General features: G+C 71.6%; 25 protein-coding genes and 3 tRNA genes. 4 read left to right on the forward strand and 24 right to left on the reverse strand.

Going from position 1 to position 25519, the window contains the following annotated elements; translation table 11 throughout:
• Nucleotides 1-453 precede the first annotated feature (453 nt).
• The 3 genes from RNC47_RS30285 to RNC47_RS30295 are packed head-to-tail and all read right to left on the reverse strand — an operon-like array spanning nt 454 to nt 3396.
• Nucleotides 454-1602: a D-alanine--D-alanine ligase family protein gene (locus RNC47_RS30285; RefSeq protein WP_311603318.1), complete on the reverse strand. Its 1149-nt coding sequence runs from the start codon at nt 1600-1602 to the stop codon at nt 454-456.
• Between the two features lie 34 nt (nt 1603-1636).
• Complete coding sequence (locus tag RNC47_RS30290; RefSeq protein ID WP_311603319.1) at nt 1637-2638, reverse strand: NAD(P)H-dependent glycerol-3-phosphate dehydrogenase; 1002 nt, start codon at nt 2636-2638, stop codon at nt 1637-1639.
• On the reverse strand, nt 2635-3396 hold the full coding sequence (locus RNC47_RS30295; protein ID WP_311603320.1) for a lysophospholipid acyltransferase family protein: 762 nt from the start codon (nt 3394-3396) through the stop codon (nt 2635-2637). Before RNC47_RS30295 ends, RNC47_RS30290 begins: the two co-directional genes overlap by 4 nt.
• A 236-nt stretch (nt 3397-3632) precedes the next feature.
• Here RNC47_RS30295 and cofC point away from each other — a divergent pair, with 236 nt between their 5' ends.
• Nucleotides 3633-4307, forward strand: coding sequence for a 2-phospho-L-lactate guanylyltransferase (gene cofC, locus RNC47_RS30300; protein ID WP_311603366.1), 675 nt, complete (start codon nt 3633-3635; stop codon nt 4305-4307).
• Here the strand turns inward: cofC and RNC47_RS30305 are convergent.
• From RNC47_RS30305 to leuC, 5 genes are all read right to left on the reverse strand, one after another.
• A complete protein-coding gene (locus tag RNC47_RS30305) occupies nt 4279-4482 on the reverse strand; it encodes a hypothetical protein (RefSeq protein ID WP_311603322.1) in 204 nt (67 codons plus the stop codon). The two genes, cofC and RNC47_RS30305, sit on opposite strands and share 29 nt — an antisense overlap.
• A 99-nt stretch (nt 4483-4581) precedes the next feature.
• Nucleotides 4582-5172, reverse strand: coding sequence for an HU family DNA-binding protein (locus RNC47_RS30310; RefSeq protein WP_311603323.1), 591 nt, complete (start codon nt 5170-5172; stop codon nt 4582-4584).
• A gap of 136 nt (nt 5173-5308) precedes the next feature.
• The gene (locus RNC47_RS30315) at nt 5309-5563 is read right to left on the reverse strand and encodes an SCO5555 family protein (RefSeq protein WP_311603325.1); all 255 of its coding nucleotides are present in this window, start codon (nt 5561-5563) and stop codon (nt 5309-5311) included.
• Between the two features lie 137 nt (nt 5564-5700).
• Nucleotides 5701-6294 carry a 3-isopropylmalate dehydratase small subunit gene (gene leuD / locus RNC47_RS30320; protein ID WP_311603326.1) on the reverse strand — a complete coding sequence of 198 codons (594 nt, stop codon included), beginning with the start codon at nt 6292-6294 and terminating at the stop codon, nt 5701-5703.
• A 44-nt stretch (nt 6295-6338) separates the two neighbouring features.
• Nucleotides 6339-7760 (reverse strand): 3-isopropylmalate dehydratase large subunit, encoded by a 1422-nt coding sequence (leuC, locus tag RNC47_RS30325; RefSeq protein ID WP_311603328.1) that lies wholly within the window; start codon nt 7758-7760, stop codon nt 6339-6341.
• A 183-nt stretch (nt 7761-7943) separates the two neighbouring features.
• Here leuC and RNC47_RS30330 point away from each other — a divergent pair, with 183 nt between their 5' ends.
• On the forward strand, nt 7944-8675 hold the full coding sequence (locus RNC47_RS30330) for an IclR family transcriptional regulator (RefSeq protein WP_311603330.1): 732 nt from the start codon (nt 7944-7946) through the stop codon (nt 8673-8675).
• Nucleotides 8676-8689: 14 nt separating this feature from the next.
• Here the strand turns inward: RNC47_RS30330 and RNC47_RS30335 are convergent, their stop codons facing one another.
• Complete coding sequence (locus RNC47_RS30335) at nt 8690-9175, reverse strand: DUF4188 domain-containing protein (RefSeq protein ID WP_311603331.1); 486 nt, start codon at nt 9173-9175, stop codon at nt 8690-8692.
• A 108-nt stretch (nt 9176-9283) separates the two neighbouring features.
• On the opposite strand from RNC47_RS30335, the gene RNC47_RS30340 reads away from it, so the two are divergent.
• Complete coding sequence (locus tag RNC47_RS30340) at nt 9284-9922, forward strand: MerR family transcriptional regulator (RefSeq protein WP_311603368.1); 639 nt, start codon at nt 9284-9286, stop codon at nt 9920-9922.
• Between the two features lie 55 nt (nt 9923-9977).
• Here the strand turns inward: RNC47_RS30340 and RNC47_RS30345 are convergent.
• From RNC47_RS30345 to RNC47_RS30405, 13 genes are all read right to left on the reverse strand, one after another.
• Nucleotides 9978-10050, reverse strand: a tRNA-Glu gene (locus RNC47_RS30345).
• 27 nt (nt 10051-10077) lie between these two features.
• Nucleotides 10078-10150, reverse strand: a tRNA-Glu gene (locus tag RNC47_RS30350).
• A 22-nt stretch (nt 10151-10172) separates the two neighbouring features.
• Nucleotides 10173-10244 (reverse strand) — tRNA-Gln (locus RNC47_RS30355).
• Nucleotides 10245-10390: 146 nt separating this feature from the next.
• Entirely contained in the window at nt 10391-11893 is a 1503-nt protein-coding gene (gltX, locus tag RNC47_RS30360; RefSeq protein WP_311603332.1) for a glutamate--tRNA ligase, read from the reverse strand.
• Entirely contained in the window at nt 11886-12668 is a 783-nt protein-coding gene (locus tag RNC47_RS30365; protein WP_311603333.1) for a fumarylacetoacetate hydrolase family protein, read from the reverse strand. The genes gltX and RNC47_RS30365 overlap by 8 nt, the downstream gene beginning before the upstream one ends.
• 20 nt (nt 12669-12688) lie before the next feature.
• Nucleotides 12689-13288, reverse strand: coding sequence for a GTP-binding protein (locus RNC47_RS30370; protein WP_311603335.1), 600 nt, complete (start codon nt 13286-13288; stop codon nt 12689-12691).
• A complete protein-coding gene (locus RNC47_RS30375) occupies nt 13269-13919 on the reverse strand; it encodes a DUF742 domain-containing protein (protein ID WP_311603337.1) in 651 nt (216 codons plus the stop codon). The genes RNC47_RS30370 and RNC47_RS30375 overlap by 20 nt, the downstream gene beginning before the upstream one ends.
• A 104-nt stretch (nt 13920-14023) precedes the next feature.
• Nucleotides 14024-14437, reverse strand: coding sequence for a roadblock/LC7 domain-containing protein (locus RNC47_RS30380; RefSeq protein WP_062206445.1), 414 nt, complete (start codon nt 14435-14437; stop codon nt 14024-14026).
• Between the two features lie 10 nt (nt 14438-14447).
• Nucleotides 14448-17393 (reverse strand): nitrate- and nitrite sensing domain-containing protein, encoded by a 2946-nt coding sequence (locus tag RNC47_RS30385; RefSeq protein ID WP_311603340.1) that lies wholly within the window; start codon nt 17391-17393, stop codon nt 14448-14450.
• Between the two features lie 388 nt (nt 17394-17781).
• Complete coding sequence (locus RNC47_RS30390; RefSeq protein WP_311603342.1) at nt 17782-18375, reverse strand: GTP-binding protein; 594 nt, start codon at nt 18373-18375, stop codon at nt 17782-17784.
• A complete protein-coding gene (locus tag RNC47_RS30395) occupies nt 18356-18766 on the reverse strand; it encodes a DUF742 domain-containing protein (protein WP_394814914.1) in 411 nt (136 codons plus the stop codon). Before RNC47_RS30395 ends, RNC47_RS30390 begins: the two co-directional genes overlap by 20 nt.
• 71 nt (nt 18767-18837) lie before the next feature.
• Nucleotides 18838-19251, reverse strand: coding sequence for a roadblock/LC7 domain-containing protein (locus tag RNC47_RS30400; RefSeq protein ID WP_062206445.1), 414 nt, complete (start codon nt 19249-19251; stop codon nt 18838-18840).
• Nucleotides 19252-19270: 19 nt separating this feature from the next.
• Entirely contained in the window at nt 19271-22837 is a 3567-nt protein-coding gene (locus RNC47_RS30405) for a nitrate- and nitrite sensing domain-containing protein (RefSeq protein WP_449657360.1), read from the reverse strand.
• A 543-nt stretch (nt 22838-23380) separates the two neighbouring features.
• Between RNC47_RS30405 and RNC47_RS30410 the strand changes: the two genes are divergently transcribed.
• A complete protein-coding gene (locus RNC47_RS30410) occupies nt 23381-23560 on the forward strand; it encodes a hypothetical protein (RefSeq protein ID WP_311603345.1) in 180 nt (59 codons plus the stop codon).
• A 76-nt stretch (nt 23561-23636) separates the two neighbouring features.
• Here the strand turns inward: RNC47_RS30410 and RNC47_RS30415 are convergent, their stop codons facing one another.
• Nucleotides 23637-23834 carry an acyl-CoA carboxylase subunit epsilon gene (locus RNC47_RS30415; protein ID WP_311603346.1) on the reverse strand — a complete coding sequence of 66 codons (198 nt, stop codon included), beginning with the start codon at nt 23832-23834 and terminating at the stop codon, nt 23637-23639.
• A gap of 19 nt (nt 23835-23853) precedes the next feature.
• The gene (locus tag RNC47_RS30420; RefSeq protein ID WP_311603347.1) at nt 23854-25458 is read right to left on the reverse strand and encodes an acyl-CoA carboxylase subunit beta; all 1605 of its coding nucleotides are present in this window, start codon (nt 25456-25458) and stop codon (nt 23854-23856) included.
• Between the last annotated feature and the right edge of the window lie 61 nt (nt 25459-25519).

The raw sequence follows: 25519 nt of genomic DNA on the forward strand, positions 1-25519 counted from the left end.
CCCCCACCCGGCGCGCGGGGTGGGTGCCTGACCGCGCTGCGCGCGGTGCACGGCCCGCAGGCCCCGGTCCCGCGGCGGCTACGCCGCCGGTTGCCCGGCGCTTCGCGCCGGGGGGTTCCCCCACCGCACGCGGTGCAGGGCCCGGCTGGCCGCAGGCCCCCTGCCGCGCGAGGCCACCCGCCCTTTCCCGCGCTACGCGCGGGGTCGCGGGCCGCAGGGCCCTGGTTCCGCGGCGCTTCGCGCCGGGATTTCCCCCCACCCGCCCTTTTTCGCGCTCCGCGCGGGGGACGGCCCTGCGGGCCGGGCCTATGGCGGCTTCGCCGCCGGGCCACGCGGCCCGTGCCGCGCGACGACCCGCCCGGAGGGCGGGTGGGTGGGCGCGGCCCCGCACGGCCGACAGGCCCGCGAAGCCGCCGCGGGCCTGCGGCCCGTCGCCCAGGCGCAGCGCCAGCGTCAGCGTAGGCCCGTCGCGCGGCGGAGCGCCGTCTGGATGAGGTGGTCGACGAGTTCCGGGTAGCTGACGCCGCTCGCCTCCCACATGCGCGGGAACATCGAGATCGGCGTGAACCCCGGCATCGTGTTGATCTCGTTGATGACGAACTCGCCGTTCTCCTGCAGGAAGAAGTCCGCCCGGACCAGCCCCTCGCAGGAGGCCGCCTCGAAGGCGCGGACCGCCAGCGCCTGGACGCGGGACGTCTCCTCGGCGGTCAGCGGGGCCGGCACGATGCCGTCGGCCGAGTCGATGTACTTGGCCTCGAAGTCGTAGAAGTCGTGGCTGGAGACCGGCGGGATCTCGGCCGGCAGGCTCGCCCGCGGGCCGTCCTCGAACTCCAGCACCCCGCACTCGATCTCCCGCCCCCGCAGCAGCGACTCCACGATGATCTTGGGGTCGTGCCGCCTGGCCTCCTCGACGGCCGCCGGCAGGTCGGCCGCGGCCGTGATCCGGGAGATGCCCATCGAGGAGCCGGCCCGCGCCGGCTTCACGAACAGCGGCCAGCCGTGCTCCCCGGCGAAGTCGGTGATCCTGGCGAGGGCGCCCGCCCGGTCCGCCTCCCACTCGCGGGGCCGCACCACCAGGTAGGGGCCGACCGGCAGGCCGAAGGAGGTGAAGACCCGCTTCATGTACTCCTTGTCCATGCCGACCGCCGACGCCAGCACCCCGGAGCCGACGTAGGGGACGCCCGCCAGTTCGAGCAGTCCCTGCAGGGTGCCGTCCTCGCCGTAGGGGCCGTGCAGCATGGGGAACACGACGTCGACGTCGCCGAGGTCCTTCGGCACCGAGCCGGCCTCCGAGTAGACGACCTCGCGCCGGCCGGGCGCGACCGGCAGCACCACGTCCCCGGTGCCCGGCTCGGCGATCTGCTCGACGCTGGGCAGCGCCCGCTCGGCGATCGCCATCCGTTCGGGGTCGTCGGCCGTGAGCGCCCAACGGCCGTCCGTGGTGATGCCGATGGGCAGCACGTCGTAGCGGGTGCGGTCGATGGCGCGCAGCACGGCGCCCGCGGTGACCACGGAGATGGCGTGCTCGGAGCTGCGCCCGCCGAACACGACGGCGACGCGCGGCTTGGCGTTCGGGCTCTGGGGGGAGGTCTCGCTGCTCATAACCCCCTGAGGCTACCTAACGCGACGGCCCTCGTCAGTGCTGCTCGGCCTTGGCGGTTCGCGACATCAGCTTCTGCACCGCCACCTGGGGCGAGGTGCCCTCGTGCACGATGCGGACCACCGTCTCGGTCAGCGGCATGTCGACGCCGTGACGGCGCGCCAGATCCTGGACGGAGCGGCAGGACTTGACGCCCTCGGCGGTCTGCCGGGTGACGGCGATGGTCTCCTCGAGCGTCATCCCGCGCCCGAGGTTGGTGCCGAAGGTGTGGTTGCGGGAGAGGGGGGAGGAGCAGGTGGCGATGAGGTCGCCCATCCCGGCGAGGCCGGCGAAGGTGAGGGCGTCGGCGCCCATGGCGAGCCCGAGCCGGGTGATCTCGGCGAGGCCGCGGGTCATCAGGGAGGCCTTGGTGTTGTCGCCGAGGCCCATGCCGTCGGCGATGCCGACCGCGAGCGCGATGACGTTCTTGACGGCGCCGCCCAGCTCACAGCCGATGACGTCGGTGTTGGTGTACGGCCGGAAGTAAGGGGTGTGGCAGGCGGCCTGGAGGCGCTTGGCGACGGTCTCGTCGGCGCAGGCGACGACGGACGCGGCCGGTTGGCGGTCGGCGATCTCGGCCGCCAGGTTGGGCCCTGAGAGGACGGCCACCCGGTCGGGACCGACCCCGGCCACCTCCTCGATGACCTCGCTCATCCGCTTCGCCGTGCCGAGTTCGATGCCCTTCATCAGCGAGACGAGCACGGTGTCGGGGGCCAGCAGCCCCCGCCAGCCGGCCAGGTTGTCGCGCAGGGTCTGGGAGGGGACGGCGAGCACGGTGAACTCGGCGCCGCGCGCCGCCTCGGCGGGGTCGGCGGTGGCGGTGACCGCCTCCGGCAGCCGGACGCCCGGCAGGTACTCCGGGTTGGTCCTGGTGGTGTTGACCGCCGCCACGAGTTCGGGACGGCGCGCCCACAGCGTCACCTCGCAGCCCGCGTCCGCCAGGACGAGGGCGAATGCGGTACCCCAGGATCCGGTGCCGTAGACGGCGACGCGTGTCACTCCGCTTTCTCCTCCTCAGGCGCGCCCCGTGAGCCGCGCCGCTCGGCTGATGTACTGCGGTGAACATAGCGCTCCGCCGGCGGGTTCTCCTCACGGATGCCGGCGAGCAGCGCGGTGACGGCGTCCATGATCCGGTCGGTCACCTCGCGCAGCACCTCGGTCGTCGGCTCCTGGTCGTAGAACTCGCCCAGATCCACGGGCATGCCGGCGACGACGACCAGCGTCTTGCGGGGAAAGAGGCGGAACTTGCGCTCCTTGGCATAAGGGGGCATGGCCTCGTGGGCGCCCCACTGGGCGATGGGGATGACGGGGGCGCGGGTGGCCAGCGCGACGCGGGCGGCGCCGGTCTTGCCCTGCATCGGCCAGAGCCCGGGATCACGGGTGAGGGTGCCCTCGGGGTAGAAGGTGACGCACTCGCCGGCGCGCACCGCGTCGACGGCGGCGCGGAACGCGTCGGCGGCGTCGGAGGTCTCACGGTAGACGGGGATCTGCCCGGTGCCGCGCATGAAGGCGCCCGCCACCCCCCTGTTGAACAGGCTGTCCTTGGCCAGGAATCTGGGGACTCGCCCGGTGTTGTACTGGAAGTGCGCGTAGGAGAAGGGGTCGAGAACGGAGTTGTGATTCACCGCGGTGATGAATCCACCCTCAGCGGGAATATGTTCCATTCCCCGCCAGTCCCGCTTGAAGAGCACCATCATCGTCGGTTTTACCAGAAATGCGGCCAGTCGGTACCAGAAGCCGATTCTGCGGCGAGACACTCGGACACCATCTCCTCTTGCACTGCTCCGGCGCGGTCCGCTGCGGACAGTCGCACAAGTGTCGCCCCGGGGTGTAGGGCTGTCCAGCGGCTCGGTCCGCCGCCGCGACGGTCCAAGTTTGCACCCTAATGCGTGGGCCTCCGACCGCCGGAGGCAGCCGGCGCACCGGCGTCTCGCCGGGGCCGCACCGAGGGACCGGAACCCGCGAGGAAGGGAAGAATGGCACCGTGCGTGACATGGATGGGCTCGGCTGGACGCTGGTCGTCCCGCTCAAACCGCTGCACCTGGCCAAGAGCAGGCTGGCCCCGGTGGCCGGGGAGACCCTGCGGCCCTCGCTCGCGCTCGCCTTCGCCGAGGACACGGTGGCGGCCGCGCTGACCTGCCCACTCGTGCGGAAGGTGCTGGTGGTGACCGATGACCCGCTGGCCACCGAGCGGTTGGCGGCGCTCGGCGCGAGCACCGCGGCCGACCTGCCGGGCCGCGGGCTCAACGCGGCGCTGGGGCACGGCGAGCGGATCGCGCGCGCGGAGGATCAGGGCGCGGCCGTGGCCGCGCTCAACGCCGACCTGCCGTCGCTCCGCCCGCGGGAGCTCGCCCGGGTGCTCGCGGCGGCGGGGAGACGGCGCCGCAGCTTTCTCGCCGACGCCGCCGGGGTGGGTACAACGTTGCTCGCGGCGACGCCCGGAATGCCCCTTGATCCGGGGTTCGGCGGACCGTCCCGGGCACGGCACTCCGCCTCGGGTGCGACCGAACTCCTGCTCGCCGAGGTCGAAAGCGTTCGGCGGGACGTGGACACGGGCGAGGATCTGCGCGACGCCCTGGCGCTCGGCGTGGGGCCGCGCACGGCGGCGGCGGTGCGGGCCCTGACGGCGCCGGCCGGCCTCAGAGCGTCTGCAGGGTCAGGAAGGTGACGACGCGCCCGGCGCCCTCGCCGGTCACCTCGATCCGCACCCGCTGACCGGGGCGCAGCAGTCGCAGCCCGCCCGCGTCGAAGGCGGCGGCGCCGAACTCCAGCGGCGTGCCGTCGTCGAGGAGCACGCTGCCGGATCGGGTCTCGGGGTCGTAGGTGTACGCGGTGGCCTGCATGCGGCCGAGCATAGGGGCTCGCCGGGCGGGCCGGAACGACGGCGGGCCGGGCTCCCGGAAAGGAGACCGGCCCGCAGGGGTGGCCGCGCGCCGAGGCCGTCACCTGCGACGCGCGGTGGCCTTCTTGGCGGCGGAGCGGGAGGAGCCTCGCTTGGCCGGCGCCTTCTTGGCCGTCGTCTTCTTGGCGGGGGCCTTCTTGGCCGTGCCCTTCTTGGCGGTGGTGGTCTTCTTCGCGGCGCCCTTCTTGGCGGTGGTGGTCTTCTTCGCGGCGGTGGCCTTCTTGGCGGCCGTGGCCCGCTTGGCGACCGCCTTCTTGACCGTCGCGGCCTTCTTGGTCGTCTTCTTGGCCGGCGCGCCACCGGTGAGGCTGCCCTTGGGCGCCTTCTTCACGGCGACGTCGTTCTTGGGAAGCTTCTTCGTGCCGGCCACCAGGTCCTTGAACCCCTGACCGGCGCGGAAGCGCGGCACCGAGGTCTTCTTGACCCGCACCCGCTCACCGGTCTGCGGGTTGCGCGCGTACCTGGCCGGCCGCTCGACCTTCTCGAACGAGCCGAAGCCGGTCACCGAGACCCGCTCGCCCGCGACCACCGCGCGGATAATGGCGTCGAGCACGATATCGACCGCGTCGGCGGCCTGCTGGCGGCCGCCAAGCCGGTCGGCAATCGCCTCTACGAGTTGCGCCTTGTTCACGTCTTCCCCTTCGCAGGCATTGCTGGAACGAATGTGTTCAAGCTTTTTCGCACGTTAGGCAGATATATTCCGCAAATCAAACGCGAAACGGGCGAATCACCCTTGTGTCGCAACGAACTGGACCATCGCGAGACCGTCACGAGCTTTCGCCGCACCGCCCACCGGGCTCGTCCCGCGACGACCACCCCGCGTCAACGTCCTCCATCAACCGGTCCAGACGCCGCTCGGCACCCGGCAGGTCCTGCTTGGCCGCCGCGGTGATGACCAGCAGCTTCCGGGTGAGGGCCTGCCGTACGTCCTCAGGCACTTGCAGGGCCCGCACCGTGCGGTGCGCGTCCCTCAGGCGAGCGGCGACGCGGTCGTAGAGTTCGAGTTGACCGTCCCGTTCCATGCGCCGATTGTGCCACCTTGGCACTGGTATCGCCCTCTAAGCCCCCAACGCCCGTGTCGTACGGGGGAAGACGCGCGACGCCCCCGCCGGTCGGAACCGGCGGGGGCGTCGCGTCGCTCGGGCAGCGGCCCGGGAACTCAGGCCACTTGGGTGCGGGGCTTGAAGGCGGGGCGCTCGGCCTCGAAGGTGGCGATGTCGTCCTCGTTCCGCAGCGTGATGCTGATGTCGTCCAGCCCTTCGAGCAGCCGCCAGCGGGCGTTCTCGTCCAGCTCGAAGCTCGCCTCGACGCCCTCGGCCAGCACCTTGCGCTCGACCAGGTCGACGGTGATCTCGGCCGTCGGGTCGGCCTCGACCAGCTTCCACAGCGCGTCCACGGTCTCCTGCGGGAGCACCACGGTGAGCAGGCCGTTCTTCAGGGAGTTGCCCCGGAAGATGTCGGCGAAGCGGGGGGAGATCACGGCCTTGAAGCCGTAGTTCTGCAGGGCCCAGACGGCGTGCTCGCGGGACGATCCGGTGCCGAAGTCGGGACCGGCGACCAGCACGGTGGCGCCGGCGCGCTCGGGACGGTTGAGCACGAACTCCGGGTCCTTGCGCCAGGCCTCGAAGAGACCGTCCTCGAAGCCGTCCCTGGTGACCTTCTTCAGCCAGTGCGCGGGGATGATCTGGTCGGTGTCCACATTGCTCCGGCGCAGCGGGACGGCGCGGCCGGTGTGGGTGGTGAAAGCTTCCATGTTCCTGACGTCCTTGCCTTCCTTGACCTTGGCCTGTCGCGGCCTCAGACCTCGACGGGGGTGGGGGTGGCCAGGTCGGCCGGGGAGGCGAGGTGGCCGGCGACCGCGGTGGCGGCGGCGACCTGCGGCGAGACCAGGTGCGTGCGACCGCCCTTGCCCTGCCTGCCCTCGAAGTTGCGGTTGGAGGTGGAGGCGCAGCGCTCCTGGGGGGCGAGTTGGTCGGGGTTCATGCCCAGACACATCGAGCACCCGGCGTGCCGCCACTCGGCGCCGGCCGCGGTGAACACCTTGTCGAGCCCCTCCTCGACGGCCTGCAGCGCCACCCGGACCGAGCCCGGCACCACCAGCATCCGCACGCCGTCCGCGATCCTGCGGCCGTCGAGCACGGCGGCCGCCGAGCGCAGGTCCTCGATCCTGCCGTTGGTGCAGGAGCCGACGAAGACCGTGTCCACCGTGATGTCCCGCAGCCGCTGGCCGGCCTCGAGGCCCATGTACTCCAGGGCCTTCTCGGCCGCCACGCGCTCGTTGGGGTCGGTGAAGGACGCCGGGTCCGGCACGGACTCCGACAGCGGGGCGCCCTGCCCCGGGTTGGTGCCCCAGGTGACGAACGGCGCGAGCTCGGTGGCGTCGATGACGACCTCGTGGTCGAAGAGCGCGTCGTCGTCGGTGCGCAGGGTCTTCCAGTAGGCGACGGCGGCGTCCCAGTCGGCGCCCCGGGGGGCGTGGTCGCGGCCCTCCAGGTAGGCGAAGGTGGTCTCGTCCGGGGCGATCATGCCCGCCCTGGCGCCGGCCTCGATCGACATGTTGCAGATGGTCATCCGGGCCTCCATCGAGAGCTTCTCGATGGCCTCGCCGCGGTACTCGATCACATAGCCCTGGCCGCCGCCGGTGCCGATCCTGGCGATGATCGCCAGGATCAGGTCCTTGGCGGTGACGCCCTCGGGCAGCTCGCCGAGCACCGTGACCGCCATGGTCCTGAACGGGGCCATCGGCAGCGTCTGGGTGGCCAGCACGTGCTCGACCTGGCTGGTGCCGATGCCGAAGGCCAGCGCGCCGAACGCCCCGTGGGTCGAGGTGTGACTGTCACCACAGACCACCGTCGTCCCCGGCTGGGTCAGCCCGAGCTGCGGGCCGACCACGTGCACGACGCCCTGCTCGGCGTCGCCCAGCGGGTGCAGCCGGACGCCGAACTCCGCGCAGTTCTTGCGCAGGGTCTCCAGCTGGGTGCGGGAGACCGGGTCGGCGATGGGCTTGTCGATGTCCAGGGTGGGGGTGTTGTGGTCCTCGGTGGCGATGGTGAGGTCCGTGCGGCGCACCCGGCGGCCGCTCTTGCGCAGCCCGTCGAAGGCCTGCGGGCTGGTCACCTCGTGGAGCAGGTGGAGGTCGATGTAGAGCAGGTCGGGCTCGCCCTCGGCCCGCCGGACGACATGGTCGTCCCATACTTTCTCCGCCAGTGTCCGTCCCATCGCTCTTCCCTCCGGCATCGCCGCTGATCTCGGGTGGCCGCCGCCCGTGCCCTGCTCCCGGCACGCCGGACGGTGGCTGTGGCCGCGCCCCGCCGACACGACGGGGAACGCTGGCATACAGCCTGACGCCTTCCCTCGAAAATTGAACTTGCGTTTCACACTGTGAGACGCGAATATCGTTGCATGGACAACTCTAGCGGCGATTCCAGCGGTGTGGGCGTTCTGGACAAGGCTGCGCTGGTGCTCGGGGCCCTGGAGTCGGGACCCGCCACGCTGGCCGGGTTGGTCGGCGCGACGGGGCTCGCCCGGCCGACCGCGCACCGGATGGCCGTGGCCCTCGAGTACCACCGGCTGTTGGCCAGGGACATGCAGGGCCGCTTCGTGCTGGGGCCCCGGCTCGCCGAGCTGGCCGCCGCGGCCGGCGAGGACCGGCTGCTGGCGGCCGCCGGGCCGGTGCTGACCCAGCTGCGCGACCTGACGGGCGAGAGCGCCCAGCTCTACCGGCGCCAGGGCGACATGCGGATCTGCGTGGCCGCGGCCGAGCGGCTCTCCGGGCTGCGGGACACCGTGCCGGTGGGCTCCACGCTGCCCATGAAGGCCGGCTCCGCCGCCCAGATCCTGCTGGCCTGGGAGGAGCCGGAGCGGCTGCACCACGGGCTGCAGGGCGCCCGCTTCACGGCCACCGCCCTCTCCGGCGTGCGCCGCCGCGGCTGGGCCCAGTCCATCGGCGAGCGGGAGCCGGGTGTGGCCTCCGTCTCGGCGCCGGTGCGGGGGCCGTCCAACCGCGTGGTGGCGGCCGTCTCCGTCTCCGGGCCGATCGAGCGGCTGACCCGCCACCCGGGCCGGATGCACGCCCAGGCCCTGCTGGACGCCGCCGGCCGCCTCACCGAGGCCCTGCGGCGCACCGGCGGCTGACCCGGCAGCCTCCGCTAGACCGCGAGCCGCTCGGCGGCCCGCTCCCCGCGCCGCCCGACGGGTATGACGCCCGTGGCCGCGCCGAGCCCGAAGGGCGGCATGTTCAGGTAGAACTGCTCGTGCGCCCCGGCCGGGACCACATAGGTCTCGTGCCAGAACCCGACCCGGCCCCGCCCCTCGCGCAGCCGCCGGTTGAACGCCGCCCAGGCCGGCCGATGACGCCCGTCCTGGGCCGACGCGTAGGCGAGCAGCGCCTCGTGCGACGACCAGTACTGCACGACGTAGATCAGCCGCGGCCCGCCGAACAGCAGCCGGTACCCGAGCATCCCCCGCTCCTTCTCCCGGGCGAGCTCCTTCAGCATCCTGGGCATCGCCAGGAACGTCGGCCACCAGGAACGCAGCCGCCAGAAGCTGTTGATCCGCATGCCGATCAGGAAGACCGTGACGCCGCCCTCCGCGTCCGCCGTCATGCGCCCCTCGATGATTCCCGCCCTCGCCATGGCCCGCGCCCCTTCCGCCGGATCTCCACCCAGACCTTGGATAGTCTCGCTATCCATGATTGGATAGTGCCACTCTCCAACACGGAACGCAAGGGGGTTTCGAAGCGGATGCGACTGGCCGAGCTGAGCGAGCGCAGTGGGGTCCCCATCCCGACGATCAAGTACTACCTCCGGGAGGAGCTGCTGCCGCCCGGCCGGCGGGTGAGTGCCACCCAGGCCGAGTACGACGAGGAGCACCTGCGCCGGCTGCGCCTGGTGCGGGCGTTGCTCCAGCTCGGCCGGGTGCCGGTGGCCACGGCGAGGGAGGTGCTGGCCGCCGTGGCCGACGAGTCGGTCGACCAGCTGTCCCGGCTCGGCACGGCGGTCGCCGCGCTGCCGCCGGGTGGCCCGCGGGACACCGACGGCGACGAGACCACGGCCCGGGAGGCCGAGCGCACCGCCGAGGAGCTGCAACGCCGGCTCGGCTGGCGGGTGGTGCCGGAGAACCCGGCGCACCTGACGCTGGTCTCCGCGCTCTCCGCGCTGCTGCGGCTCGGCTACCCCTGCGACGTCTCCCAACTCCTCCCCTACGGGCGGCTCGCGGGCGATCTCGCGGCCCACGAGGTGGCGCTCATCGGGGAGTTCGAGGCCCCCACCACCCAACTCGAGGCCGCCGTCGCGCTGACGGTGCTCTACGAGCCGGTGCTGCTGAGCCTGCGCCGGCTCGCGCAGGCCGAGGAGGCGAGCCGCCGCTTCGGCGGGGAGTGAAGGGGGAAACGACGAACGGCCTTCTCGCGATGGCGAGAAGGCCGCTTGTGGCGAGTACCCCCGACCGGATTCGAACCGGCGCTACCGCCTTGAGAGGGCGGCGTGCTAGGCCGCTACACAACGGGGGCTCACGAGGAGATCCGGGTGGATCACCGTACCCCCGACCGGATTCGAACCGGCGCTACCGCCTTGAGAGGGCGGCGTGCTAGGCCGCTACACAACGGGGGCCTCGATCTTGTGAGAGATCGCGCTGGGGTACCAGGACTCGAACCTAGACTAACTGAACCAGAATCAGTCGTGCTGCCAATTACACCATACCCCACCAAAACGCAACCCCTGGCCGGGGGTTTTGTTCGGGTGACCGCTTCGATTCCTGGCCTTCGGCCTCTCTCTGCGGCAGGAAGAACACTACCCGATGGGGGACGGTGGTCCAAAACGAGATCCGGGACCGCCCGCCCCCCGCCTGGCTCAGGCCGCGGCCAGCCTGCCGAGGGCCACCTCGACGCGGGACAGGGTGCGCTCCCGGCCCAGCACCTCGAGGGACTCGAACAGCGGCAGGCCCACCGTGCGGCCCGTGACGGCCACCCGCAGCGGCGCCTGGGCCTTGCCCAGCTTCAGCCCGTGCGCCTCGCCCGCGGCCAGCACGGCGGCCTTCAGCGGCTCCGCGGTCCACTCGGCCTCGGGGAGGGCGGCCAGGTTGTCGCGGGCCGTGGCGAGCACCGCCTCGGCGCCCGGCTTCATCGCCTTCTGCCAGGCCGCCTCGTCGCTCACCGGCTCGTCGAGGAAGAGGAAGTCGACGTTGTCGGTGATGTCGGAGAGCACCGTGAGCCGGGTCTGGGCCAGTGGGGCCAGGGCGGCGAAGGCCACCGGGTCGAAGGCCTCCGGCTTCCAGGGCGCGTGGGGGGCGCGCAGCCAGGGCTCGCAGGCCGCGACGAAGTCCTCGGTGGAGAGGTGCTCGCGGATGTGCGTGGCGTTGATCGCCTCGCACTTCTTCAGGTCGAAGCGCGCCGGGTTGGGCACCACGTCCGCGATGTCGAAGGCCGCCACCAGCTCGTCGACCGTGAACACGTCCCGGTCCTCGGCGATCGACCAGCCGAGCAGCGACAGGTAGTTGAGCAGCCCGGAGGGCAGGAAGCCACGGTCCCGGTAGAGGTTGAGGGAGGACTCGGGGTCGCGCTTGGAGAGCTTCTTGGTGCCCTCGCCCAGCACGTAGGGCAGATGTCCGAAGGCGGGCGCCTGGCCCGAGCCGATCCCGATGTCGCCCAGGGCGCGGTAGAGCGCGATCTGCCGGGGGGTGGAGGAGAGCAGGTCCTCGCCGCGCAGCACGTGCGTGATCTCCATCAGCGCGTCGTCCACCGGGTTGACCAGGGTGTAGAGCGGGGCGCCGTTGGCCCGGACGATGCCGTAGTCCGGCACGTTCTCCGGGGTGAAGGTGAGCTCGCCGCGGACCAGGTCGGTGAAGGTGATGGGCGCGTCCGGCATGCGGAAGCGCACGATGGGCTCGCGGCCCTCGGCCTCGTAGGCGGCGCGCTGCTCGTCGGTCACCGTCCGGCACTTGCCGTCGTACCCGGAGGGACGGCCGGCGGCCCGGGCCGCCTCGCGGCGCTCGGCCAGCTCGTCGGGCGTGCAGTAGCAGTGGTAGGCGTGGCCGGCGGCGATCAGCCTGGCCGCGACGTCCGCGTAGATCTCCATCCGCCGCGACTGGCGGTAGGGCGCGTGCGGGCCGCCGACCTCGGGGCCCTCGTCCCAGTCGAGCCCCAGCCAGCGCATGGCGTCGAGCAGCGCCTCGTAGGACTCCTCCGAGTCGCGCGCCGCGTCCGTGTCCTCGATGCGGAAGACCAGCTTGCCGCCGTGGTGCCGGGCGAACGCCCAGTTGAACAGGGCGGTGCGCACCAGGCCGACGTGCGGGTTGCCGGTCGGGGACGGGCAGAAGCGGACGCGGATCGGGGACGGGGAGCTGGGGCTAGTCACGCTTGACGACCTTGTTGGTGAGAGTGCCGATGCCTTCGATGGTGACGGCGACCTCGTCGCCGACGTGGACCGGGCCGACGCCGGCCGGGGTGCCGGTGAGGATGACGTCCTGCGGCAGCAGCGTCATCGACTCGGTGATGTGCACGATGAGGTCCTCGACGGCGCGCACCATCTCGCTGGTGCGGCCGAGCTGCCGCTGCTCGCCGTTGACCGTGCAGCTGACGGCCAGGTCGGCGGGGTCGAGGTCGGTCTCGATCCAGGGGCCGAGCGGGCAGGATGTGTCGAAGCCCTTGGCCCTGGCCCACTGGGTCTCGCGCTGCTGGACGTCGCGCGCGGTGAGGTCGTTGGCGCAGGTGTAGCCGAGGATGACGTCCCGGGCGCGCTCGCGCGGCACGTCGCGGCAGAGCCGGCCGATGACGACGGCGAGCTCGGCCTCGTGGTGCACGTCGGAGGAGATCGACGGGTAGGCGATCTCGTCGCCCGGGCCGATCACCGACGTGGACGGCTTGAAGAAGGTGACGGGCACGTCGGGCACGGCGTTGCCCAGCTCCCGGGCGTGCTCCGCGTAGTTGCGGCCGATGGCCACGATCTTGCTGGGCAGCACCGGGGGCAGCAGCCGCACCTGGCTCACCGGCACCCGGCGGCCCGAACGTTCGAAGTCGGCGAAGGGGTGGCCCTTGATGATGTCGAGCTGGAGCCCGCCATCGGCGGCGGGCTCCTCCTCGACCACGCCGAAGCCAACGGTGCCGTCGATGGAGAATCTGGCGATGCGCACGGCCGCCAGCCTAGACGGCCTCAGCGCAGGCGCGCCATCAGGGCGTGTTCGACGAGGGTGATCAGGGCGCTCTTGGCCTCGGCCCGGGTCCGGGCGTCGGTGGTGATGATCGGCGCGTCAGGACCGATCTGCAACGCCTCCCGCACCTCCTCCGGCGAGTACGGCTGATGCCCGTCGAACCCGTTCAACGCGATCACGAACGGCAGACCACTGTTCTCGAAGTAGTCCACCGCCGGAAAACAGTCCGCAAGACGCCGCGTGTCCACCAACACGATCGCACCGATCGCACCACGCACCAGGTCATCCCACATGAACCAGAAACGGTCCTGCCCCGGCGTACCGAACAGATACAGGATCAAGTCCTGATCCAACGTGATACGACCGAAGTCCATCGCCACCGTGGTCGTCGTCTTACCACTCGTGTGCGTCAGATCATCGATCCCCGCCGACGCGGACGTCATCACCGCCTCGGTCCGCAGCGGATTGATCTCCGACACCGACCCCACAAACGTGGTCTTCCCCACCCCGAACCCACCCGCGATCACGATCTTCGCGGAGGTCGTGGAGCGGGACGGCGGCGGCGCGGTCAGACCGGCGTCGTTAGAGCTTGCGAAGTCCACTGAGCACCCTTTCGAGCAGTGTCACATCAGGCTGACCGCCGGGATCCCCGTCATGACCCGGCTGGTGAATGGCGACCAGGCCCGCCTCGGCGAGATCGGCCACCAGAATCCGGGCCACCCCCAGCGGGAGCGAGAGCAGCGCGGACACCTCGGCGACGGACTTGACCTCGTAGCAGAGCTGGCAGATCCGCTGGTGCTCCGGCAGCTGCCCCTGGAGCTGCACCGGATCCGCCGTGGTGCTCACCAGCGCCTCGATGGCCAACTGGTACCGCGGCCTCGTCCGGCCACCGGTCATCGCATAGGGACGCACCAACGGTTGCTGGGGCTCGCCGTCGAGCGGCCGCCGCTGGTGTCCCGGACGCCTGGTGGCGGGCGGCTGCCAGTCGTCCTGGCCGCCGCGACCTCCGCGGCCTCCGCTGTCTCCCGGCGGTCGAGCCGCACCCGGTGTCGAGGCGGGCCCGGCGTCCGCGCCATGGCCGGGCTCGCGGGGCGGCGGCGTGCGCCGCTCCGGGGTGGGGCGCGGGCGGGAACCGCTTGGCGCCGAAGGGAAGTTGAAGCGCCCCGGCCGCGCGCCGCCGTGCGGCTGCGCCGGGTACTCGTTACCGTATGGTCCGCCTGGGGGCGTTGCCACAGATCCTCCTCCGACTGCCTTCGCTCATCGAGCGGATGCCGAAACTCACCGCCCGACAGTCCCGCACCTTATGGTGTGGGGCCCCAATCCGCACAAGTCATCTGCTAGTTGAGCAGGCTCCCCTGCAGCTCGGCGCGGAGGTCGGGCGTCAGAACGGTACCGGCACGGTCCACCAGCAACGCCATCTCGTACCCCACCAGACCGATATCGGCCTCCGGATGCGCCAACACCGCCAACGACGAACCATCCGAAATCGACATGATGAAGAGGAACCCCCGCTCCATCTCCACCACCGTCTGATTCACCGCACCACCCTCGAAGATCCGCGACGCGCCAGCCGTCAACGACGTCAGCCCGGAAGCCACCGCCGCCAACTGATCAGCACGATCCCGCGGAAACCCCTCGGACAACGCCAGAAGAAGACCATCAGCGGAAACCACCACCGTGTGCGACACCCCGGGGGTGTTCTCCACAAAGCTGGTGATCAACCAGTTCAGGTTCTGCGCCGCCTGGCTCATCGGGCTCACACTAACGCTCCTGATCGTAGGTGTGACCGGGGCCTTGGCCCCGTTCGTCGTTCTGCGCGCCGCGGCTCTTCCCCGCGTCGCGGCCCTGCTCCACCCCGCGGCGCAGGCTGCTGAGCCGGCCGCGGACGTCGTTCGGATCCCGGGATATCTGAGGCCCACCGGGTGCGGGCTCCGGTAGGGGGTGTTCGGTCAGATTGGCCCGCGGAACCCTCCTCGGGAGCCCGGCGGACGTCTTGCCGCCCGTGCGCTCCTCGCGGCGCGGTCCGCGATCCCATCGCACCTCGGCCGGCGTCGACGACGCCGGGGCCTCCTCCCGCGGTCGCTGTGCCGAATCCTCCTCGGGCTGCCACTGTCGGTCCCTGCGGGGTAGCCCCGCGCTGGTGGCCGCGGGGTACCGCCCCTCGGCCGGGTCTGGTGCAGTGAAGCCTACGCGCTGCGACGTGCCCGCGGGACCTTCGAGTTGAGATTCCGCCGCCGGCGCGAGGCCTCCGAACACCTGTTGCGTATCAGCCGGTTCACCATACCCGGGGCCCGTGCTCGGGACCGCCCCGGGCTGCTCCGCGAACGGCTCGACCGCCGCGTGCCGCCCGCTCGGCTGAGCGGCGGGGGGCGCGGGAGGCGTGAAGGAGGTGGGCGCGGGCCCGGGGGGCGCGTCGCTGGCGGCGGGCGCCGGCCAGCGTCCACCGCGCGACAGCGAGCGGCCGACCGGGGTGGACGCCGCGGGGTCACCGACCCCCTGGTAGCGGGACTCGTCGAAGCCCAGTTCGGCCGCGGCACGGGCGGCTGCCAGACGGTCGGCGTCGCTCACCTCGACCCGCCCCGTCACGGGTGCGACCTCGTCACGCGCGGGCCTGCGCCGCCGGCCGGTGCCGCCGGTGAGGGTCAGCCCCTCGGGGAGCATCACCAGCGAGGTGGTGCCGGACTGCTCGCCCGAGGGTCGCAGTTGCACGCGGATGCCGTGGCGCAGCGAAAGCCGGCCGACCACGAACAGGCCCATCCGCTGGGAGACGGCCGCGTCGACGGCCGGCGGCTCGGCGAGCCGCTTGTTGATCTCCGCGAAGTCCTCCTGGGTGAGGCCGATGCCCTTGTCGTGGATCTCCACCATGATCCGGCCGTCGGGCAGCCTGGTGGCGGTGACCAGCACCCTGGTCTGCGGGGAGGAGAAGGTGGTGGCGTTCTCCAGCAGCTCGGCGAGCAGGTGCACCAGGTCGTTGACGACGGGTGCCCGCACCTCGGCCTCGGGGACGCCGGAGATCTGGATCCGCGCGTAGGCCTCGACCTCGGAGGCCGCGGCGCGCAGCACGTCGACCAGCGCGACCGGCTGGTTCCAGCGGTTCTCCGGTTCCTCGCCGGCCAGCACCAGCAGGTTCTCGCCGTTGCGGCGCATGCGGGTGGCCAGGTGGTCGAGCTTGAAGAGGTGGTCCAGCTGCTCCGGGTCGGCCTCGCGGCTCTCCAGTTCGCTGATCAGGGCGAGTTGACGCTCGATCAGGCCCTGGTTGCGGCTGGAGAGGTTGGTGAAGATGGCGTTCACGTTGCCGCGCAGCAGGGCCTGCTCGGCGGCGAGCCGGACCGCCTCGCGATGCACCTGGTCGAAGGCGCGGGCGACCTCGCCGATCTCGTCGCGGCCGACGATGCTGATCGGCGTGACCCTGGTGTCCACGTCGCCCGGCTTGGTGCGGGAGAGCTGGGCGACGACCGCGGGCAGCCGCTCCTCGGCGACCTCGGCCGCGGCGGCGCGCAGTTGGCGCATGTCGCGGCTCATGGCCCGGGCCACCAGGCCGGCGAGCACCAGGGCGAGCAGCACGGCGGCCAGCACCACGACCGAGTTGACGATCATGTCGCGGCGGGCGACGCCCGCGACGTCCAGGGCCTCCTCGACGGCGTCGTCGACGAGTCGCACCTCGATGGCGCGGTAGGCGTCGAACTCCGCGGTGGCGGACTGGAACCAGCTGTCGGGGGTGACCCCCTGGTCGGCGAGCTGGCCGGGGGTGGCGCCCGAGGAGATCTGCTCGACCATGGTCTCCAGGTCGGGGGCGGCGGGGGCGGCGGCCGCCGCGTCGTCGGCGGCCTCGGCCATGGCCTCGGTGAGTCGCCGCCCGTCCTCGGCGGTGCCCGCGGTCACGTACTCGGCGCGGGCGATGTTCTCCAGGTAGGCGTAGGAGCCGAACGCGGTGAGCTGGGTCTCGGTAGCCCGCTCGCCGGGGCCGGGCGCCACGAGCAGGTGGGTGCCGATCGAGCGCTGCAGCGAACTGGCCGCCTTGGCGAGGGAGATGGCGTAGACGGTGCGCCCGTACGCGGCGATGTTGTCGGAGCCGAGGCCGAGTTCGTTGGAGAAGGACATCAGCGGGTGCTGGACCGCGACGTAGCCCTCCTCGGTGGCCACACCCGGGAGTTCGCCGCTGTAGGCGGCGTCGCGCAGCGGCTGGAGCTGGGGCTCGGCCTGCGCCACGGCGTCGACGCGGCGGCGCAGGCTGTCGGTGTCGGGGGCGTCGTCGACACGCGCGTAGAACTCGTCACGGGCGGCGTCGGTGGCCGCCCTGGCCCGGGCGACGATCTCGGAACCGGTGTCGCCGGCCAGCAACGGGCCGGCGGTGACGTCGCGTTCGTCGATCAGCGCGTGCCCGTAGGCGGTGGAGGCACGGACCAGCTCGGCGATGCGCTCGGCGGCGTCGGCCTCCTGCCAGCGGTCGTAGGAGTCCCGGACGCGCACCCCGCCCAGCAGGAGGGCGACCAGCACGGGGATGAGCAGGATCGCGTAGAGCTTGGTGGCCACCCGCCAGTTGCGGGGGGCGAACCGGGAGCCGGCGGAGGGCGGTTGTTCGTCGGCTCCGGCGGCTCCGGCCGGCGGCCGGGCCGTCGCGGTGGGCGGCTCGAAACCGCCCCGACCCGGTCCGCCGAGGGCCGCCGCTTCTCCGGAATTCGGGGGAGTCGCGGTGTTGCGCCTCACAGGCTGTCACCTCTCGGCATTGATTTCGCCATCGCGGGTGGGCCGGTCACGCCCGGGGGTTCCGTGGATTCCAACACGCCACGCGACGACTTTCCAATCCCCCAAACCAGGCTGTTTCCGGCCACCCATGAACACCCACAAAAGGGTCATCACCCACGACAAGCCGTGAAACGCCGGGAGTTCGTGTGCGCAGCGGAGCCGGACGCTCGCGACGCGTGCGCACAATGCGGGGAAATGCCGGCCGAATCGTTACGAGATTCCGGAGAAGAGATGGAGGTTCCGTGTGGCCGTGACGGACGGCACAGATCGCCGCGGGGGCGACGGCCGCGGGGACAGCACAGCCCGCCGGCGAGGGCCGGCGGGCGGCGGGCGACCGGGGCGGGACCGGTCAGTGCAGACGGGCGAGGAGCGCGTGTTCGACGAGGGTGATCAGGGCGCTCTTCGCCTCGGCCCGGGTCCGGGCGTCGGTGGTGATGATCGGCGCGTCAGGACCGATCTGCAACGCCTCCCGCACCTCCTCCGGCGAGTACGGCTGATGCCCGTCGAACCCGTTCAACGCGATCACGAACGGCAGACCACTGTTCTCGAAGTAGTCCACCGCCGGAAAACAGTCCGCAAGACGCCGCGTGTCCACCAACACGATCGCACCGATCGCACCACGCACCAGGTCATCCCACATGAACCAGAAACGGTCCTGCCCCGGCGTACCGAACAGATACAGGATCAAATCCTGATCCAACGTGATACGACCGAAGTCCATCGCCACCGTGGTCGTCGTCTTACCACTCGTGTGCGTCAGATCATCGATCCCCGCCGACGCGGACGTCATCACCGCCTCGGTCCGCAGCGGATTGATCTCCGACACCGACCCCACAAACGTGGTCTTCCCCACCCCGAACCCACCCGCGATCACGATCTTCGCAGACGTAGTGGCACGGGAGGGAGCCGGACGGCCCGGACCGCTAGAGCTTGCGAAGTCCACTGAGCACCCTTTCGAGCAGTGTCACATCAGGCTGACCACCCGGATCCCCGTCATGACCCGGCTGGTGAATGGCGACCAGGCCCGCCTCGGCGAGATCGGCCACCAGAATCCGGGCCACCCCCAACGGCATCCCGAGCAGCGCGGACACCTCGGCCACCGACTTGACCTCGAGGCACAGCTGGCAGATCCGCTGGTGCTCCGGCAACAGGCCCTGGAGCTGCACCGGATCCGCCGTGGTGCTCACCAGCGCCTCGATGGCCAACTGGTACCGCGGCCTCGTCCGGCCACCGGTCATCGCATAGGGACGCACCAAGGGCTGATCGCCCTCGTCGTCATAAGACCCGTAATGATGCGACGCACCGTACGGGCCCTGCGAAGGTGGCGGGGTGATCATAGCTCCTCCGAGCGATACCTCAGGTCAGCAATTCAGTTGATGGTGCTCATGTGGGGGGAGCTTCTGCGTCAGTTGAGAAGGGAGCCTTGGAGTTCGGCGCGGAGGTCGGGCGTCAGAACGGTACCGGCACGGTCCACCAGCAACGCCATCTCATACCCCACCAGACCGATATCGGCCTCCGGATGCGCCAACACCGCCAACGACGAACCATCCGAAATCGACATGATGAAGAGGAACCCCCGCTCCATCTCCACCACCGTCTGATTCACCGCACCACCCTCGAAGATCCGCGACGCGCCAGCCGTCAACGACGTCAGCCCGGAAGCCACCGCCGCCAACTGATCAGCACGATCCCGCGGAAACCCCTCGGACAACGCCAGAAGAAGACCATCAGCGGAAACCACCACCGTGTGCGACACCCCGGGGGTGTTCTCCACAAAGCTGGTGATCAACCAGTTCAGGTTCTGCGCCGCCTGGCTCATCGGGCTCACACCAACGCTCCTACTGGTACATGGGGCCGAAGCCCCGGTCTGTCCGGCCGGCCGTGGAACCGGCCTGGCGCCCCTGTTGAATCCCCCGCCGCAGGTTGGTCAGCCGGCCGCGGACGTCGTCCGGGCTACGGGAGACCATCGGGCCGGCCGGGGCCGCCTGTTGCTGCGCCGGCTGCGCCGCGCCCGCCATGAGGTTGGCGCGTGGCACCCGCCGCGGCAGCCCCGCGTCGGTGACGCCACCCGCGGACGGCTGGCGCAGCTGTTCGGCCTGCCGCCAGGTCTCGTCGTTGGGCGACGGACGCCACGGGGCGCCGATCTCACCGGTGGTCTGGCGCTGCTCCTGCCGGACGGCGGGACGTGCCGGACTCGCGGGACGTTGCTGGACGGGCTGTGCCGACTGCTGGGGGGACTGCCGGGAGCCGGCCGGCTCCCGCGAGGGATAGGGGGTCGGGGCGCTGGCGCGGCGCAGGCCGAACCACGTCGACTCCATCTCCTCGAAGATCGGGGTGCGTTCCGGGGCGTGCTGGGGCCGCTGGCTGGGCAGCGGGTCGCGCAACTCGTCGGGCGCCCGGGGCGGCTCCTGGCGCTGGTAGGGCGCGGGGCGCGGCTCTTCACGCTGGTACGACTGCGACTGCGGCTGCGGCTCCGGCTGGCGGGCCGGCTCGGCGCGCGACCAGTCACGCTCGGGCTCCGACCACGCGTCGCGGCGCGGTTCCGGCCGCCGCTGCGGTGGCTCGTCCGGGCGGACGGCGGGGAACTCACGGGTGTTGAACTCGGCCGGGTCACTGGCCGCCCGGTAGCCGGCGACCGGGTCGGGGATCGGGGCCTGGCGGGCCGGCGGGAAGCCGAACTCGCCGGTGTCCTCGGGTCGCGCCGGCGGCTGGGACGGCTGCTGGCGCGGCTCGCGGCGGGCGAAGGCGTCGGCCATCGAGGAGCGGCTTGGCGCGCCGGACTGCCCGCCGCCGTAGCCGGGCCTGGGGAACTCGCCGGTGCCGGCGGACTCGCCGTCGTCGTGCCCGCGGGGCTGCTCGGACTCACCGCGCACCACCGGTATTCGGCCGCTGTCCTCCATGCTGGCCCAGCTCGGCCGGCCACCGCCAGTGCCGCCGGTGCCGCCGGGCATCGCCGGCTCGGGCATCGAGGGGGGCGCGGCGGGCGGCTCGTGGGGCCCGCCCTGCCGGGGGCCCGGGGTCCCGGGGCCCGACGCGCCCACGGGGCGCGAGGGCAGCTCGGGACGGCTCGGGCGACGGGGCACCTGGCGGGTGGACTCGCTGCGCTCCAGGCTGCGCTGCCAGCCGGCCGGCTGGCCGGCGGCGCGACGGCCGTCCAGGGCGGGTCCGCCGGCCTCGCCGCCGGGGCGGCGGGTCGGCGGGGTCTCGCGCTGCAGGGTCGCGGTGGCGGGGGCGGTCGACGGGGCCGCCGGACGCGGCCTGGCGCCGCCCTGGGCGACGTCCGCGGGCAGCATCACCAGGGCGGTGGTGCCACCGGAGTCGGAGGGCCGCAGCTGGATCCTGATGCCGTGGCGCAGCGAAAGCCGGCCGACCACGAACAGGCCCATGCGGCGGGAGACCGAGACGTCGACGGTGGGCGGGTTGGCGAGCCGGTCGTTGATCTCGGCCAGGTCCTCGGGGGACAGGCCGATGCCGGTGTCGTGGATCTCCACCAGCACCCGGCCGTCGGGCAGCGCGTGACCGGTGACCTTGACCTTGGTCTGCGGCGAGGAGAACGAGGTGGCGTTCTCCAACAGCTCGGCGAGCAGGTGCACCAGGTCGTTGACGACCCGTCCTGCGACCTCCGTCTTGGGGACGGCGCTCAGCTCGATGCGCTCGTACTGCTCCACCTCGGAGGCCGCGGCGCGCAGCACGTCGACCAGCGGCACCGGGCGGGTCCACCGGCGGCCCGGCTCCTCACCGGCGAGGACCAGCAGGTTCTCACCGTTACGGCGCATGCGGGTGGCCAGGTGGTCGAGCTTGAACAGCGAGGACAGCTGGTCCGGGTCGGCCTCGCGCGACTCGAGCTCGGAGATCAGGGAGAGCTGACGCTGGATCAGACCCTGGCTGCGCCGCGAGAGGTTGGTGAACATCGCGTTGACGTTGCCCCGCAGCAGGGCCTGCTCACCGGCGAGGCGGACCGCCTCGCGGTGGACGTCGTCGAACGCCTGGGCCACCTTGCCGATCTCGTCCCTGGTGTAGACGCCGACCGACTCGACGGTGGTGTCCACCTCCTCGGGCTCGGCCTCGGACATCTGCTTGACGACCTCGGGCAGCCGCTTGCGGGCGACCTCGGTGGCGGTCTCCTGCAGCCGGCGCAGCGAGCGGACCATGGAGCGGGCCACCACGAAGGCGCCGACCAGCGAGATGCCGAGCACCAGGATCACGACGGCGCCGTTGATGACGGCCTCTTGCTGGGCCTCGTCCCGCAGGGCGTTGGCCTGGGCCTGCATCTCGGCCAGCAGTTCGGCCTCGATGACGTTCATCGCGTCGATCTTGGTCCGGTCCTGCTCGTACCAGTTGCGGTAGCTGCGCTCCTCCGAGTTCCTGATGCCCTCGGGGGCGGAGAAGACCCGCTGCGCGTACTGGTCGGCCTGGGTGATGTTGGCGACGCCGCCCTCGAGCGGGGCGAGCCGGTCGTTGGCCCGGCTCTGGCCGTAGATCTGCGCGAAGGCCTCCAGCTGGGCCTCCTCGCTGAGGCTGCTGTTGCGGCCGAGACGCCAGTCGGCGTCGGAGAGGTCGGCGCTCTGCCCCTGGATCTCGTCGCGGGCGAGCCCCGCGGTGATCACGGCGCGCTGGATGGAGGCGTGTTCCTTGGCCGAGGAGAAGGCGGCCAGCGCACGGGTGGAGCGGATCATCTCGCCGTTGCTGGTGGCCTGGGCCATGTCGAGCGAGAGGTTGTGCAGCGAGTCGATCAGGTTGTTGTAGGCGCTGATCGTCTGGCCGACGTTCTCCGGGTCCTCGTAGGCCTGCCGGCGGATGGTGCTGATCTCGTTGACCTGGCGACCGATGTTGATCACCGTGGAGATCACGCCGCGCATGGCCTCGTCGGTGTCGGTGAGGCGCAGTCGGGCGTCGCTGAAGGCGCGCAGGGCCTGGTTGGTCTGCTCGCGGGCCGCCACGACCTCGTCGCTGTTCCGGTCCAGACCGCCGTTGCTGACGAGCGGGCCGGCGGAACGGTCGCGCTCCTCCTGCAGCGCCTGGGCGAACTGGGTCGCCACCTGGGTCATGTCGGTGAGCAGCTGCAGGTCGTCCAGCTTCTCGATGTCCTCCATCGAGTTCTGGATCCGGAAGCCGCCCAGGATGGTGGCGGCGACCACGGGCAGCGCGATCAGCGAGACCAGGCGGGTGCTGATGCGCCAGTTGCGCAGCGCGAGGCGCGATCCGGCGTGGCTGGGCCGGGCGGGCGCAGGGCTCTCCTCGGCGCCGGTGGCAGCCGGCTCCTGGGCGGGCTGCTCACCCCCCGCGGGGTGCTGCGCCGGGTCGCCGCCCCCTGGGCCGGACCCGGCGGAGGAGCCGCGGTCCATCACACCACCAGGCTCCGCATCCCCCGCAGCACTGCCTTCCCTCTTGAAACGTCCCTGCACTGGCGTCGCAACCTCTGGACCTTGAGCGTCGCGTCGTGACGACGACGTGACGGTGTCGAGCCGGGGGCACACGAGCCCCGTAACGGTCGTGGGCAACCGACGCGTCTGGCGGTCAGCGCGGTGAGTGGCACTGGCGTGCGCCCCTCGCTTCGGTGGCCGACCCGCGACGGTCCGTGTGATTCCAGCACAGTGGCCGATCCGCAACAAGGTCTGGGAACGCTCCCGTGACATCTATGACGCTATGGAGACACTTCGTCACGGCATGTACACGGTCGGCGAGGAGAAATCGGACTTTTGTGCACCACATCCTCATCGAACAAGCACACAACGGGTAGCTATCGTGAGGAAGGAGTAAACCTATGGAGCCATATGACCGCTTTGCCCCGTTCATCGACTGTCCGGGTTTGCGGTCATTTCTCCGAGTCGCCGTGAGCAAACTCACACCGAGCATATGGCTGATTACCCGCTTCCGACGGGTATAGCGGCCCTAGCCTCGCTTTACAGAACGTCCCGAAACGACAAGAGACCTCAAGGCAGAGCACCGTGAAGAGCACCCTGACCATGCGCTCCATCGCCAACCCGCGGCGCACCACCCTGGCACACCTCTCCGACGCCGGAGAGCTCGCCCCGGGCGAGCGCCCCAAGGCGCGCACGCCGGAGCTCCCCCGGGCCACGGCCAACCCGCGCCGCACCATCCTCAACGAGCGCGAGGACGCCGCCTGACCCACGTCTCACACGCGAACGGCCCCCGGCTTCGAGCCGGGGGCCGTTCGCGTGTCAGGGCGCGCGGGGCGGCGCGTCAGCCCTGCCAGCTGTGGGGGGCGCGGTAGCCGGCGCTGCGCTCAAGACGGCGCCAGCCGGCGGTGCTGCGGTCGGCGGCGGTGGGCTCGGCGTCCTGCCGGGCGGCACGGGCCACCAGCAGGGCGGTGACGGCGGCCAGCTCCTCCGGGCTGGCCTCGCCCTTCTCCACGCGCACCAGACGGGGGTCGCTGCTCATCTCGCGGAGTCTCCTTCACTCACTGGGGCGGGTTGCCGTGCTTGCGGACCGGCAGGTCGGCGTGCTTGTTGCGCAGCATCGCCAGCGACTGGATCAGCACGTGCCGGGTCTCCGCCGGGTCGATGACGTCGTCCACCAGGCCGCGCTCGGCCGCGTAGTAGGGGTGCATCAGCTCCGCCTTGTACTCCTTGACCATGCGCGACCGCATGGCCTCGGGGTCCTCGGCCGCGGCGATCTGCCGCCGGAAGATCACGTTGGCCGCGCCCTCGGCGCCCATCACCGCGATCTCGTTGGTGGGCCAGGCGAGGGTGACGTCGGCGCCGATGGTCTGCGAGTCCATCACGATGTAGGCGCCGCCGTACGCCTTCCGCAGGATCAGCGAGATCCGCGGCACGGTGGCGTTGCAGTAGGCGTACAGCAGCTTGGCGCCGTGCCTGATGATGCCGCCGTGCTCCTGGTCGACGCCCGGCAGGAAGCCGGGGACGTCCAGCAGCGTGAGGATCGGGATGTTGAACGCGTCGCACATCTGGACGAAGCGCGCGCCCTTCTCCGAGGCGGAGATGTCGAGCACGCCGGCCAGCGACTGCGGCTGGTTGGCGACGATGCCCACCACCTGGCCGTCGAACCTGGCGAGCGCGCAGATGAGGTTGGTCGCCCAGCGCTCGTGCACCTCGAGGAACTCGCCGTCGTCGACCAGCTCCTCGATGACCGCCCGCATGTCGTAGGGGCGGTTGCCGTCGACCGGGACCAGGTCGACCAGCGCCTCGCAGCGGCGGTCCACCGGGTCCTCGGTGGGCGAGGCGGGCGGGTTCTCGCGGTTGTTGCTCGGGAGCAGCGAGAGGAGGAAGCGGACCTCCTCCAGGCAGGACTCCTCGTCGTCGTAGGCGAAGTGCGCCACGCCCGAGGTCTCGGCGTGCACGTCGGCGCCGCCCAGGCCGTTGTGCGTGACGTCCGCGCCGGTGACGGTCTTGACGACGTCGGGCCCCGTGATGAACATCTGGGCGGTCTCCCGCACCATGAACACGAAGTCCGTCAGCGCCGGCGAGTAGGCCGCGCCGCCGGCGCAGGGGCCGAGCATCACCGAGATCTGCGGGATCACCCCGGACGCCCTGGTGTTGCGCTGGAAGATGCCGCCGTAGCCGGCGAGGGCCACGACGCCCTCCTGGATGCGCGCGCCCGCGCCGTCGTTCAACGACACGAGCGGCGCGCCGGCCGCCATGGCCATGTCCATGATCTTGTGGATCTTGGCGGCGTGGGCCTCGCCGAGCGCCCCGCCGAAGATCCGGAAGTCGTGCGCGTAGACGAAGACCTGGCGCCCGTGCACCGTGCCGTAGCCGGTGACCACGCCGTCCGTGTAGGGGCGCTTGGCCTCGAGACCGAAGCCCGTGGCCCGGTGCCGCCGCAACATGCCCACCTCGCGGAACGAGTCGGGGTCGAGCAGCAGATCGATCCGCTCCCTGGCGGTCAGCTTGCCCTTGGCGTGCTGCGCCTCGGTCGCCTTCTCCGAGGGGCCGCGCACCGCCTCCTCGCGGATGGCCCGCAGCTCCGCCACGCGCCCGTGGGCGTCGATGGCGGTCACCGTGTCTGGCGCGTTCGGCGCTTCGGCCGCGGCTTGATCGGTCATGTATAGACCCTACGAAACGTGTGCCGGTGCCGCCCTCGTCAGATCCGTACAGTCTCCGCCG

Origin of the sequence: Streptomyces millisiae, assembly GCF_031845425.1 — a bacterium.
GTDB lineage: Bacteria > Actinomycetota > Actinomycetes > Streptomycetales > Streptomycetaceae > Streptomyces > Streptomyces millisiae.

Excerpts from the sequence above, each read along its gene's own strand:
- RNC47_RS30285 (WP_311603318.1), bottom strand. The coding sequence starts at position 1,602 with ATGAGCAGCGAGACCTCCCCCCAGAGCCCGAACGCCAAGCCGCGCGTC.
- RNC47_RS30305 (WP_311603322.1), bottom strand. The coding sequence starts at position 4,482 with ATGCAGGCCACCGCGTACACCTACGACCCCGAGACCCGATCCGGCAGC.
- RNC47_RS30315 (WP_311603325.1), bottom strand. The coding sequence starts at position 5,563 with ATGGAACGGGACGGTCAACTCGAACTCTACGACCGCGTCGCCGCTCGC.
- leuD (WP_311603326.1), bottom strand. The coding sequence starts at position 6,294 with ATGGAAGCTTTCACCACCCACACCGGCCGCGCCGTCCCGCTGCGCCGG.
- RNC47_RS30415 (WP_311603346.1), bottom strand. The coding sequence starts at position 23,834 with ATGAGCAGCGACCCCCGTCTGGTGCGCGTGGAGAAGGGCGAGGCCAGC.
- cofC (WP_311603366.1), top strand. The coding sequence starts at position 3,633 with ATGGATGGGCTCGGCTGGACGCTGGTCGTCCCGCTCAAACCGCTGCAC.
- RNC47_RS30335 (WP_311603331.1), bottom strand. The coding sequence starts at position 9,175 with ATGGCGAGGGCGGGAATCATCGAGGGGCGCATGACGGCGGACGCGGAG.
- leuC (WP_311603328.1), bottom strand. The coding sequence starts at position 7,760 with ATGGGACGGACACTGGCGGAGAAAGTATGGGACGACCATGTCGTCCGG.
- RNC47_RS30330 (WP_311603330.1), top strand. The coding sequence starts at position 7,944 with ATGGACAACTCTAGCGGCGATTCCAGCGGTGTGGGCGTTCTGGACAAG.
- RNC47_RS30420 (WP_311603347.1), bottom strand. The coding sequence starts at position 25,458 with ATGACCGATCAAGCCGCGGCCGAAGCGCCGAACGCGCCAGACACGGTG.
- RNC47_RS30380 (WP_062206445.1), bottom strand. The coding sequence starts at position 14,437 with ATGAGCCAGGCGGCGCAGAACCTGAACTGGTTGATCACCAGCTTTGTG.
- RNC47_RS30340 (WP_311603368.1), top strand. The coding sequence starts at position 9,284 with ATGCGACTGGCCGAGCTGAGCGAGCGCAGTGGGGTCCCCATCCCGACG.
- RNC47_RS30400 (WP_062206445.1), bottom strand. The coding sequence starts at position 19,251 with ATGAGCCAGGCGGCGCAGAACCTGAACTGGTTGATCACCAGCTTTGTG.